This is a genomic window from Actinoallomurus purpureus (assembly GCF_024055795.1).
Taxonomy (GTDB): Bacteria; Actinomycetota; Actinomycetes; order Streptosporangiales; family Streptosporangiaceae; genus Actinoallomurus; species Actinoallomurus purpureus.
In genome coordinates, this window is the sequence record NZ_JAMXMY010000022.1 from 102454 (window position 1) to 114929 (window position 12476).

Below are 12476 nucleotides of genomic sequence, written 5' to 3' on the forward strand. Positions count from 1 at the left end.
CTCGGCGACGACGGACTCGGTGTCCATGTCACGGGTACGGTAGGGCTTCGAGATCTTTCTACGGCGCATTCCGTGACCACACGTCGAATGCACCAAAAGACCACAATTCGGGCACGGCCAGACATCGTCACCCGGGCGTTCACACCCGGGACACACAGGCCCATCATGATCGGAATGTACGGCGATCGACGCCAGTTCGGCGCGCCAGTCGCGTTCTAGATCAAGGTATTCGTCACTGGGCCAATGATGATCGGCCAGCCAGGCGAGATATTCCTCGTCTCCCGGAGGCAGGACGGCGGTCATCGACTCGGGGTACCCGTTCGGATCAGGGTCGGGCTCGGACGTCACGGACCGGCGACGGCCCCTCACGGCGAGGGTCAGGGACAGGAGGACCAGCAGGGGGATCCAGAGGAAGACGTTCACATTCCCACATCCGCGGAGGCACTCATGGCGGCGGTCACATGGCGGGGCGGCAGCGTGCGGGGGAACACCGCTGTACCCACGGTGGCGTCCTTTCATGAGTCGCTGTCGGGGGGCGCAAGCGATCATGCATGCGGGCCATAAAACGGTAGAACAGTACCGAATCCTGCTCGGCCATGGAAATCGATCAAACAATTTTGATCGTCACGACGGCGATGTTCAAATAGTGAATCTTCAGAAGAAGGTGCGGACCAGATCCACCACCACCGGCCGGTCCGCCTCGGCGTCGTCGACGACCGGGATGAGCGCCCACTTGTCGAACGCCGTGCAGGGATGGGAGAGGCCCAGACGGACGACGTCGCCCACGGACACGCCGGCGTCCCGGAGGAACGCGTGCTGGTCGTTCATGGCGCTGACGTGGGCCCCGCCGGGAAGCGGCCCGCGGCACCGCACGAGCTGCGGCTCCGGCAGACCCTCGTCGTAGGGGAAGTCGCGCTTACCCCCGTCCAGCAGGGCCAGCGCCGGCTCCGGACGCGAGACGACCCGCGCCCACCCGTGCATCGCACTGCGCAGCGGCACCGCTGCCCCGTCGCGGGCGAAGGGCGAGATGCCGCGGTAGAACCCGTCGTCGTGGATCAGGTACGCCCCGGACCGCACCACGACGCGGGTGCCGGCGTCCGACGCGGGGGCGAGAACGCGGGCCACCGCGTCGAAGTAGGCACTCCCACCGGCCGTGATCACGGCGTCGCCGGTCTCATCCGCCGCGTCGAGCAGCCCGCGGTCCCGGATCCGGTCGTGCAGCGCCAGCAGGTCGCGCAGGTAGGCCTCGACCGCGGCCACGGACTCCGGGGCGGCGTCGTGGGCGAGCGCGCCCTCGTAGCCGCTGACGCCGACGAGCCGGAGGCGGCCCGCCGACACGACGGCGTCCGCGACGGTCAGCGCCTCGTCGAGAGTACGGGCGCCGGTACGGCCGCCCACGCGGCCGAGCTCGACGCACACGTCGATGGGACGCGCCCCCGGCAGGCCCGGGCCGCCGCCGAGCGCCTCCTCGATCAGCTCGACGGCACGGACGGAGTCGACCCAGCAGGTGAGGGAGAAGTCCGGGTCACGGTCGAGCTCGGCGGCGATCCAGCGCAGCCCCGCCGGATCCAGAACGGTGTTGGCGAGGTGGACGCGCCGGACGCCGAAGGCGCGGGCGACCCTGACCTGCGGGAGGTTCGCGAGGGTGATGGCACGGGCCCCGGCCGCCAGCTGCCGCTCCCACAGGGCCGGGGCCATCGTGGTCTTCCCGTGCGGCGCCAGGTCCACGCCCACCGCCGCGCACCACCCGGCCATCGTCCGCAGGTTGTGCGCCAGCGCGCTCTCGTCCAGCGTGAGCAACGGCGTGCCGAAGTCCTCCAGCGAGGGCCCGCCCGCCACGAAGCCGGCGACCGTGGTCCCCCACGCCGAGGCGGGGACGGCCTTGAATCGCCAGTCCAGACGCTCGGCCGCGAGCTCGGCGACCCGTTCGGAGTCGATCCCGCCGGAGGACACGCGGGTCTCGGTCTGATCCATCGTCATCTCCTGCCTTCCGGGCGCACCGCGCCCAACGGCGCCCGGCCGCCGGGCGGGCGTCCCGGCGGCCCGCGCAGTCAGCCCACGACCGCCTGTGCGTCGATCTCGACGAGCATCGCCTCGTTCGGCAGCTCGACGAAGACCGTGGTCCGGCACGGCTTCACGCCGTCCTTCACGTGCTCCTCGATGAACGCGGCGTACTCCTCGTTCATCGGCGCGAAGTGGGCGCGTTCGGTGAGGTAGACGCGGAACATCACGACGTCCTCGACGGAGGCTCCGCCCGCCTCCAGGACGGCGCGGACGTTCTCCAGCGTACGGCGGGTCTGCGCCTTGACGTCCCCGGGATGGAGGTACTCCCCCGTCACCGGGTCCTGCGGGCCCTGGCCGGACACCTGAAGGATCGGGCCCTTGCGCACGCCCTGGGAGAACACCCAGGCCGGCGCGGGCGCCCCGTCGGTGCGGATCTCGGTCTTCCGGTCGCTCATGCGCTGACTCCTCGCTCTGTTCGATGACGCTCGTGTGGAGCGTTCCATCATGGCCGGTCACCGCAGCGCGGGTCTCCCCTCCCCGGCTGAGCGCGTGCCTAACCGGCGTGCGAATGCCGGCCGACGAGTCGCAACGCGTGCTCGACGATGGACACGAGGACCAGTTTCGCCGACTCGCGGCGCCGCACGTCGCACAGGACGATCGGCACGTCCGGGCCGACGTCGAGGGCCGCGCGGACCCGGTGCACGTCGTACCGCGGCGCGCTGTCGAAGCAGTTGACCGCCACGACGAACGGCGTGCCGCGCTGCTCGAAGTAGTCGATCGCCGCGAAGCTGTCGGACAGCCGCCGGGTGTCGGCGACGACCACCGCGCCGACCGCGCCTTGGGCGAGTTCGTCCCACATGAACCAGAAGCGCCGCTGGCCCGGGGTCCCGAACAGGTACAGCGCCACGCCGTTCCGGAAGGTGATGCGCCCGAAGTCCATGGCCACCGTCGTGGTGTCCTTGGTCTCCACTCCGAAGGTGTCGTCGACTTCCGTCCCCACGCTCGTGAGGGTCTCTTCGGTGCGCAGTGGCCGGATCTCGCTGACCGTGCCGACCAGCGTGGTCTTGCCCGCCCCGAACCCTCCGGCGATGAGGATCTTGATCGCCAGCGGCGAGTCCTCGACGGCGACGGCCGGCTCAAAGTGTGTATAGCTCATTCAGCACTATCCTGAGTATCCGTTCGTCGTGCACGTACGCACGCGTCTGCGGAGGCCGCACGCTGATCAGGCCCCAGTATTGAAGATCTCCTAGCAGGACACGGACGACGCCGAGGGGAAGCTCCAGCTCGGACGCGAGATCGGCGACCGTCATCGGCCGCCGGCAGAGGCTGAGGAGCCGCAGGTGCTCCGGGTCCAGCCACCGCCGGTCCGAGCGCGCCGGCACCTTGCCGACGATGACCGCCAGTAGGTCCAGCGTCTCCCCGTACGACCGGGTCCGGCCACGGCTCACCGCGTACGGGCGGACGATCGGGCCCGCCGAGTCGTCGAACCACCGGCGCTTGGGCGCGGTCACGGAGGATCACGCTCCCCCCGGTGTTCCATCCGGCCGGCCGGCCGACCGCGTGGACGTGGCCAGATGGCGACGGACGCGTTTGACCAGCCGTGCCATCTCGTACGCGATCAGTCCGATGTTGGCGTCGCCCTCGCTGACGACCGCGAGGCACGTGCCGTCGCCCGCCGCCACCACGAACAGGAACGCCTTCTCCAGCTCGATCACCGTCTGGCGGATGTCCCCTCCCTCGACGCGCTCGCTGACCGTACGCGCCAGTCCGTGGCACCCGGCCGCCAGCGCCGCGAACCGCTCGGCCTCCGACGTTTCCATCCCTCGCGACGTGCCCATCGGCAGGCCGTCGCCGGTAAGGATCATCGCCTGACGTACGCGAGCAATGCGCCCGACGAGATCGTCGAGCAACCAGTTCAGCTCACCGGTCGTGTCCAGCATCCGCCCCTCACCTTCGCGGCTATTCGTCGAGGTCCGGGGCTTGGCGGCCGCGCTGCCAGCCCCGTTGAAGCGATGCCATCAGCGACCGGGTCTCCTCCGGCGGACGAGTGGTGGCCGAGTCGTCGCCGGCCGCCGGTTCCGGCCGGGCCGACTCGTCGCGAAGCTGCGGGGCCATGTTCGCCTGGCGGACGCGCCTCGGCAGTTCGGGGGCGTCGTCGTCGGTCCAGCCCTCGTACGGCGTCTGGATGTCCTCACCCGCCCAGCCTGAGGCGGCCCAGTCCGGGGCGGTCCAGGCGGTCTGGATGGTCTGGGCGGTCTGGTCGGCGTGCCAGGTCCGGTCGTCCTGCCACGTCTGGTCGTCCTGCCACTGCGGGGCGTCCGCCCACTCGCCGCCGCCCACCGGAGCGGCGATCTCACGCGGCGCGGACAGGGACGGCGGAAGCGGATCGGAGGCCTCCACCTGCACGGCGGAATGCCAGGCCTGATCGGCGATGGGCTCGTCGGACCAGGTGTTCTCGTACTCGAACCCGGCGTCACCGGCGACGAGCTCCGGCGGGACCAGTACGACCGCCCGGACACCGCCGTAGGGCGACCTGCCGAGCGTGACGCGTATCCCCTGCCGGGCGGCGAGCCTGCCGACGATGAACAGGCCGAGCCGATCGCTGTCGAGCAGGTCGAACTCCGGAGGGTTCGACACCCGCTCGTTGGCCTCGGCGAGTTCCTCGTCGTCCAGCCCGATGCCGCGGTCCTCGATCTCGATGGCGTAGCCGTGGGCCACGAGCTCACCGCGAACCTGTACCTGCGTCGTGGGCGGCGAGAACGCCGTGGCGTTCTCCATCAGCTCGGCCAGCAGGTGCGTCGTGTCGGCGACGATGGCGCCGTCGAGCGCCGCCGGCGTGGCGGCCTCCACCGTCACGCGGGTGTAGTCCTCGACCTCGGCGATCGCCGCCCGCAGGATGTCGCGGATGCCCACCGGGTTGTGCCAGCCGCGGGCGGGCGCCGCGCCCGACAGGATCGCCAGGCCCTCGGCGTGGCGGCGCATGCGCGTGGTGAGGTGGTCGAGGGCGAACAGGTCGTCGAGGACGTCCGGGTCGCGGGCCTGCTTCTCCATCGTGTCGAGCATCGCGAGCTGGCGGTGCAGCAGTGACTGGTTGCGCCACGCCAGGTTGAGGAAGACCTGGTTGATCCCTTTCCTCAGCCGCGCCTCGCCCACCGCGGCCTCGACGGCGGTCCGTTGCAGGGTGCCCAGGGCGTCCGCGACGCGGGAGACCTCCTTGCTGCTGCCGACCTTCACCGGAGGACTCTCGGCCTCGACGTCGACCTCCTCGCCACCGCGCAGCCGCTTGATGACCTGCGGCAGGCGGACCTCGGCGAGGTCGAGGGCGGCCCGCTGCAGGCCGGACATCTCCCGCGCCAGCGTACGGCCGAACAGGACCGACACCGTGATCGACAGCGCCAGGGCGACCAGCCCGATCCCCGCGGTCAGGTAGAGGAACAGGACGATCCGGTCGCCGATCGGCTTGGCCTCGGTGGTCAGCGCCGTACCGGTGCCGATGGTGGCCTGTGCCCACGAGCCCATCAGAGGCTCGACGGTGGCCGGCCAGGAGGCGGTCTCCGCCGGCAGCCGGCCGCCGGGGCGCGTCCCGATGATCGCATCCTCGAGCGCGCGGAAGGCGGTGAAGCTCGCCGAGCCGGCCACGTTGTCCCACGGGGCGCGCAGGGAGGGCTTCAGCTGCGCGCGCGCCGAGTCGAAGAGGTAGCGCTCGTTGTACGCGCTCTGCGCGAACATGGCGTACGCCGGGGCCGAGATCCGGTGGCCCCTGCTCACGAGCGCCGAGGTGACCACGGCGTCCTCGCGCATCACCAGCTCGCGCGCCATGGCCGAGGAGACCAGCGCCGAGCCCTGCTGGTAGATCTCGGAGTCGTTGATCACGATCATGGTGCTGAACACCCGGATCACGGACTCGATCAGGGTGTTGTAGTCACCGATCGCGCGCAGGGGGTCCACCGAGCCGGCGTCGATCCGCCCGCGCAGGGTGGCGAGCCCGTCGAGCTGCTCCCACAGCTCATTGAGCCGCTGGTGCGTCGTCGGGCTGATGGAGCTGCGGGCGTCGCCCGACAGCGCCGACCCGCGGAACGCCGCCTGCGCGGCGTCGGCGGCGGCCCGGCCCGCGGCGACGTCCTGCCCGCCCTCCCTGCCCTTCGTGCTCAGCAGGACGGCCGACGCCCCGCGTTCGCGTTGCAGCATGGCCGCGAGGTTCGCACCCGGCAGGGCGACCTTCTCGTACGCGGTCGACGCCTCGTACTTGCCGATGGCGTCGCGCGAGGCGAGGAACGCGGCGAACCCCCACACCCCGGCAAGGCAGATGAGGGGTACGAGGACCAGCACCAACAGCCTCGTCCGCAGGGACCACCTGCCGGAACGCTTGGGGGAACGCATGAGGCCACCGTCTCCGTGGGCATTTCTGAAACATATTCAAGATCCCTAAGGGCTCAAATGGCACCACAGATCCCGCACGGGTGGCAATAGCCCCCCTGGGCCATCCCGGTACCCCTCTCTTCGGCCCCCGTGACCTCGCCGGAACCGTCTGTGACGGGTGTGACGGCGACGGCAACCTTTCTCCGCCCCCGGGCGACTGGAAGGGCGCACCGGTCCGCCGAGGTCGCCGCCCGGCCGCGGCGGAGTCGCGTTCCGCCGCCCGCCCCCTGCCCCCGCGGGGGCGGGCGGTCCTTGCGGCGATTTCCCGGACCGCGGCCGACGCGGCCGACGCGGCCGCTAAGGTCCTCGAAGATCAAGATCGTCGGGGGCACCGATGAGGAGGAAACGTATGACACGCGTGTTCCGGCGTGACGGCATCGTCGCGCTCGCGGCCTTGGCCGCTCTCGCGACGTCCTGTTCGTCCGGTCACCCGGCCGGCGCCACCGCCGAACACGACCGTGGCACCGGCACCTCCGCCGGGGTCTCGGCCGCCGGTAACCCGCTCACGTCGACCAAGGGCTTCTACGTCGACCCGGGTTCCAATCCGGCGGCATGGGTCAACGGCCACCGCGGGGACGCGCGCGCGGCGCGCATCAAGGCCTCCATCGCCTCCCGGCCGATGGCGCGGTGGTTCGGCAACTGGAGCGGCGACATCACCAAGGCCGTGTCCGGTTACACCGCGGCGGCCAAGTCCAAGGGCAAGCTGCCGATCCTGGTCGCCTACAACGTTCCGGGACGTGACTGCGGCGGGCAGTCCTCGGGCGGCGCCGGGAGCGCGGCGGCGTACCGGACGTGGATCTCGAAGTTCGCCGCGGGCATCGGCAAGCGGCCCGCCGTCGTGGTCATCGAGCCGGACGCCGTGGCGCAGGTCGACTGCCTGCCGAACGACGGCGAGCGCAAGACGCGCCTGGCGCTGCTGAGCTACGCGGCCGGCCAGTTCAAGGCGAAGGCGCCGAACACCTGGGCCTACCTCGACGCCGGCAACGCCAAGTGGATCCCGGCGGCGACGATGGCGCAGCGGCTGCGGTCCGCGGGAGTCGGCAGCGCACGCGGGTTCGCGGTCAACGTCTCCAACTACTACACGACCGCCCAGTCGGTCGCGTACGCCAAGGCCGTGAACACGGCGCTCAAGGCGAAGTACGGCTACACGCGCCACTTCGTCGTCGACACCAGCCGCAACGGCAAGGGCGCGAAGAACGGCGAGTGGTGCAACCCGGCGGGCCGCAAGCTCGGCACGCCGTCCCGCTCGGGCGGCGGCGCGGACCTGCTGCTGTGGGTCAAGGTCCCCGGTGACTCCGACGGGTCCTGCGGGATCGGCAACGGCATCCCGGCGGGCCAGTTCAGCCCGAACCTCGCCATGCGGCTCATCAACGGCACCTGAGCAGCCCGAAGGCCGTGTTGACTTTGGGGTTATCGCCGTTTGCCGGGGGCCCGGAAGGGCGATTTTCCCAAAGTCAACGGCTCGGGCGAACCCGGCCGTGGCACACGCCCGCGGCCGGGAGCGGCCAGCGTGGGACGGGGGGCATCGGCCCGGATTACGGGACATGACGGCGCTGCGTGAGAAAGACTTCACACAGCGGCAGATCGGCCGGGTCGCTCCGGTCGGCGCCGTTCCGCGTCGATGCCATCGCCCGCGCCGGTCGCGGGCGCGAGCCCTGTCAGGAGACCGTCCATGACCACCCGCCCCCCGTGGTCCACCTGCCGGAGCCGCAGCGTGCGCGGCTCCGTCCTCGCCGCCGTCGTCGTCTTAGGAGTCGTCCTCCCGGGCGGGTCCTCCGCCCTCGCCGCGCCGGGCGACGGCTATCTCCGGCTCGCGCACCTGTCACCGGACACGCCCGCCGTCGACGTCTACCTGTACGCCGCGGGGCGGAGCACTCCGCGCCTGGTGCTGAAACACGTGGGCTACGGCACGCTCTCGCCGTACCAGCGGCTCAGGAGCGGCGCCTACACGGTCGCGATGCGCCCCGCCGACGCGGCCGCGTCCAGCCCGCCGGTGTTGTCGGCCAGCGTCCGCGTCCACGCGCGGGAGGCCTACACGGTCGCCGGCCTCGGCCCGTACAAGGGGATCCGGCTCAGGGTCCTGGAGGACGCCCTCACCGTGCCGGCCGGCCGCGCGGCGCTGCGCGTCGTCCAGGCGTCGCTCAAGCGGCCGGCGGTGCGCGTCACCGCCGATGGCCGCACGCTCGCCGGCGACCTCCGGTTTCCCACCGTCACCGCGTACCGCTCGATACGGGCGGGCGCGACCACGGTACGCGTCACGGGCGGGACCGGGGCCCCCGTGACGGCGCGGCTGACGTTTCCGCCCGGGTCCGTCCACACGCTCGTGGTGCTCGACGGGGCGTCGGGGCCCCGGCTGCTCGACCTGCGCGACGCCGCGACGCCTCGCCGGACACCGCGCGGCGGCGTCGACACCGGGCTCGGCGGGCTGGCCGGTCCGGTTCCCCCGCCGCGGTGGGCGGCCTCCGCCCGGCTGATCCCGCTGCCCGTGACGCCGCCAGCCGGCCGACCCGCCCACCGGACGGAGGCGTACGCCGACCCGGTGGCGCTGCGCATTCCCGCCATCGGCGTGCGGACCGCCCTGGAGCGGCTCTCGACGGACGCACACGGGCGGCTCCGTCCGCCTCGCGACCCCGCCCGCGCCGGGTGGTTCGGCGACGGCATCCGGCCCGGGGCCGCCGGGCCGGCCGTGATCGCCGGACACGTCGACTCCCGTACGGGCCCGGCCGTCTTCACCGGCCTGGGGGCTCTGCGACCGGGCGCCCGGATCCTGGTGACCGACGCACGGGGCCGGGTGGCGGTCTTCACCGTCGACCGCGTGCGGTCCTACCCGAAGACGCGGTTCCCGAGCGAGGACGTCTACGGGGCGACCCCCGATCCGCAGCTGCGCCTCATCACCTGCGGCGGCGCGTTCGACCCGGCGTCCGGGCACTACCGGCGCGACCTGGTCGTGTACGCGAGCCTCACCCCGTGAGGCCGGGTGACCGCCGATCGCCGCCGGGGCGGTCGGCGGCCATCCGGGGACGAGAGACCGAAGGGCCCTACCTGACAGGGCCGGCCGGCGGTTATCGTCCTGCCATGCCGGAAGGCCGAGGGCGGCTGATCGCCGGGCAGTACCGCCTCATCGAGGAGATCGGCCGGGGCGGTTTCGCGGTGGTGTGGCGGGCCCGTGACGAACGCCTGCACCGTGACGTCGCCGCCAAACGACTGTTCCTCCCCGCGCACTTCACCGAGGAGCAACGCACCGAACAGCGCCGGCGGACCCTCCAGGAGGCGCGCTCGGCGGCCCGGCTCGACCATCACGGCGTCGTCACCGTTCACGACGTGGTGGAGGACGGCGACGATCCGTGGATCATCATGGAGTACGTCGATGGGCGGTCGCTGGGCGAGCTGGTACGCACGCACGGCCCGCTCCCTCCGGAGCGCGTGGCCGACATCGGCCTGCAGTTACTCGACGCCCTCCGCGCCGCGCACCGGGCGGGGGTGCTGCACCGCGACGTCAAGCCCGGCAACGTCCTCATCGCCGGTCGGCGCGTGGTGCTCGGGGACTTCGGGCTCGCGACCGTCGAGGGCGATCCGGGCCTCACTCGGTCCGACGTGGTCATGGGCGCCCCCGCCTACCTGGCCCCCGAGCGTGCCCGTGGCGAGCCCGCCGTCGCGGCCTCCGACCTGTGGTCGCTCGGCGCCACGATGTTCTACGCCGTCGAGGGCCGGCGGCCCTTCCCCGGGGCGAACCCGAACGCGATGCTGCACGCGATCCTGACCGGCGAGCCGGCGCCCGCAGCGCACGCCGGACCGCTCCGGCCCGTCCTGGACGGCCTGCTCCGCAAGAACCTCACCGAGCGCATCGGCGCCGCCACGGCCGCCGAGCTCCTCTCCGCCGTCGCCGACCCGGCACGACCCTCCGGGGGGCGCCTCGAGGGCTCGGACCCGCGCCGTGCCGTTCCCCGTCCGGCCGCAGCGGACGGGAAAGAGCGCGGCGGGACGCGGCCGTGGAACGCGTTCGCCGAGACGACCCGGCCGGGCCGCGCCACACCCGGCGCACGGCCCTGGCACGGGCGCCACCTCACCGTGCTGCTCGCCACTCCGGTGGTGGCCCTCGCGCTGGCCCTGGTGACCATCCCGGACCACACGGACGACGTCGCGCGGCGGCCGCAGCGGCCGTCCCGTCCGGCGAGCACCGCTCCGCGCCTCGTCGCCGCCCTGTCCGCCGGCCCGGGCGAGATCTACACCGTGGCCTTCAGCCCGGACGGGCGCACCCTCGCCACCGGAGGTGCGGACCACACCGTGCGCCTCTGGAACCTCACCGACCGGCGGCTGACGGCGACCCTCAACGGCCACGCGTACGACGTGTTCTCGGCGGCGTTCAGCCCGGACGGCCGGACCCTCGCCACCGCGGGATACGACGGCAAGGTGCTGCTGTGGAGCGGCGACGGGCGGACACGGCTCGCGACCCTGGACACGCGCGGCAACAGCGTCGGCGCCCTGAGCTTCAGCCCCGACGGCGGCATCCTCGCGAGCGCCGGCGACGCCGTACGCCTGTGGAGCGTCTCCGGCCGCCGCCTCGCCGACACGCTCCCCGTCCGTGGCGAGAGTATGTTCACCGCCGCGTTCGCGCCACGCGGCAGCACCCTGGCCACCGCCGGCACCTGGGCGATCCGGCTGTGGGACACCGCCCGTCCCGGCCGGCCGGTCACCGTGACCCGGCTCACCTCGCTGATCGTCGGCATGGCGTTCAGCCCGGACGGCCGGACCCTCGCGGCGGGCGGTTACGACGGACACGTCCGCCTGTGGGACGTCGCCACCCACCGGCTCGTGGCGTCCCTGCCCGGCCTGCCCGGCCGTGTCAACGGCGTGACGTTCAGCCCGGACGGCCGGACCCTCGCCTGTGCCGGGGGTGACACCGTGCTGCTGTGGAACACCGTGACGCGAAGACCCGCCGCCACCCTCACGACGCGGACGGGCGTCGTCGACACCGTCGCGTTCGCCCCCGACGGGAAGATGCTCGCGACGGGCGGTGACGACGCGACCGTACGCCTCTGGCGCGTCGCCTGAACGTGCCGCCGCCCAGAGCCCCCCCGCTCCGACAGGTCGTTGACATCAGGTGACGCCGGTTTTTAAGCTGTCCGGCATTTCGTACGGCGTTCGGAAGGTGGCTGTGATGGGGCGTGCGGTGCCCGCGGTGACTCGCGCCCTCGACATCCTCGAGCTCTTCCTCGACCGCCCCTCCCTCTCGGCGCCGGAGATCACCGAGCGCCTCGGGCTCCCGCGTACGACGGTCCACGAGCTGGTCACCACGCTCACCGAACGGGCCTACCTCATCCCGATGTCCGGCCAGCCGACGCGCTACCGCCTGGGCATGCGGCTGTTCCAGCTCGGCAGCGTCTTCGCCGATCAGCTCGACCTCGCCCACGAGGCACGGGAGGCCGCCCAGCGGGTCGCCGCCGATTGCGACGAGACGGTCCACGTGGCGATCCTCGACGGCACCCACGTCGTCTACATCGCCAAGGTGGACAGCACCCACCCCGTCCGGATGGTCTCCGCCGTGGGACGCCGCCTGCCGGCGCACTGCACCGGTGTCGGCAAGATGCTGCTATCCGGCCTGACGCCCCGGGCCCTCGACGCCGCGTACCCGCTCGACGGCGAGCCGACCGGGATGACGGACCGTAGCATCACCTCGCCCGTCCGGCTCCGGGACCACCTGGAGGAGGTCCGGCGCGCGGGCCTGTCGTACGACGAGTGCGAGTCGAACGACGCGGTGTTCTGCGTCGCCGCCCCCGTCTACGACCACACGGGCGAGATGGTCGCCGGGATGAGCATCTCGGCGCCGAGCATCCGCTGGGACGCGCGGCGCCGTGAGGAGTGGAGCGCCCTGATCCGCCGGGGCGCGGCAGCGCTCTCCCAGCGGCTCGGCCACCGTCCTCCCCCGAGCCCGGAGTCCACCCCGGCGCCCTGACGGACCGGGGCCGGGCGGCCGACCCGCCGACGGCAGGACCGTCGGCGCCCCGCCCCATCGCGAGTCCTCCGGCTCGCCGTATCTTGACGGTATTCGGATG

Annotated in this window: 10 protein-coding genes; 4 read left to right on the plus strand and 6 right to left on the minus strand. The window is 72.5% G+C overall.

Annotated elements, in window-relative coordinates:
• Window positions 1-654: 654 nt before the first annotated feature.
• The 6 genes from NE236_RS33225 to NE236_RS33250 all read right to left on the minus strand — a co-directional run bounded on the left by NE236_RS33225 (window position 655) and on the right by NE236_RS33250 (window position 6384).
• Window positions 655-1974, minus strand: coding sequence for an alanine racemase (locus NE236_RS33225; RefSeq protein ID WP_252846186.1), 1320 nt, complete (start codon window positions 1972-1974; stop codon window positions 655-657).
• 77 nt (window positions 1975-2051) lie between these two features.
• Window positions 2052-2459: a RidA family protein gene (locus tag NE236_RS33230; protein WP_252846187.1), complete on the minus strand. Its 408-nt coding sequence runs from the start codon at window positions 2457-2459 to the stop codon at window positions 2052-2054.
• Between the two features lie 98 nt (window positions 2460-2557).
• Complete coding sequence (locus NE236_RS33235; RefSeq protein WP_252846188.1) at window positions 2558-3160, minus strand: GTP-binding protein; 603 nt, start codon at window positions 3158-3160, stop codon at window positions 2558-2560.
• Window positions 3141-3515 carry a DUF742 domain-containing protein gene (locus tag NE236_RS33240; RefSeq protein ID WP_252846189.1) on the minus strand — a complete coding sequence of 125 codons (375 nt, stop codon included), beginning with the start codon at window positions 3513-3515 and terminating at the stop codon, window positions 3141-3143. Before NE236_RS33240 ends, NE236_RS33235 begins: the two co-directional genes overlap by 20 nt.
• 6 nt (window positions 3516-3521) lie before the next feature.
• Complete coding sequence (locus NE236_RS33245; RefSeq protein ID WP_252846190.1) at window positions 3522-3944, minus strand: roadblock/LC7 domain-containing protein; 423 nt, start codon at window positions 3942-3944, stop codon at window positions 3522-3524.
• Window positions 3945-3963: 19 nt separating this feature from the next.
• Window positions 3964-6384 carry a sensor histidine kinase gene (locus NE236_RS33250; RefSeq protein ID WP_252846191.1) on the minus strand — a complete coding sequence of 807 codons (2421 nt, stop codon included), beginning with the start codon at window positions 6382-6384 and terminating at the stop codon, window positions 3964-3966.
• A gap of 388 nt (window positions 6385-6772) precedes the next feature.
• Here NE236_RS33250 and NE236_RS33255 point away from each other — a divergent pair, with 388 nt between their 5' ends.
• The 4 genes from NE236_RS33255 (at window position 6773) to NE236_RS33270 (ending at window position 12376) form a co-directional block, all read left to right on the plus strand.
• Complete coding sequence (locus NE236_RS33255) at window positions 6773-7804, plus strand: glycoside hydrolase family 6 protein (RefSeq protein WP_252846192.1); 1032 nt, start codon at window positions 6773-6775, stop codon at window positions 7802-7804.
• Window positions 7805-8095: 291 nt separating this feature from the next.
• Window positions 8096-9394, plus strand: coding sequence for a class F sortase (locus NE236_RS33260; protein ID WP_252846193.1), 1299 nt, complete (start codon window positions 8096-8098; stop codon window positions 9392-9394).
• A 104-nt stretch (window positions 9395-9498) separates the two neighbouring features.
• Window positions 9499-11475: a WD40 repeat domain-containing serine/threonine protein kinase gene (locus NE236_RS33265; protein WP_252846194.1), complete on the plus strand. Its 1977-nt coding sequence runs from the start codon at window positions 9499-9501 to the stop codon at window positions 11473-11475.
• Between the two features lie 106 nt (window positions 11476-11581).
• A complete protein-coding gene (locus tag NE236_RS33270) occupies window positions 11582-12376 on the plus strand; it encodes an IclR family transcriptional regulator (RefSeq protein ID WP_252846195.1) in 795 nt (264 codons plus the stop codon).
• Window positions 12377-12476 lie beyond the last annotated feature (100 nt).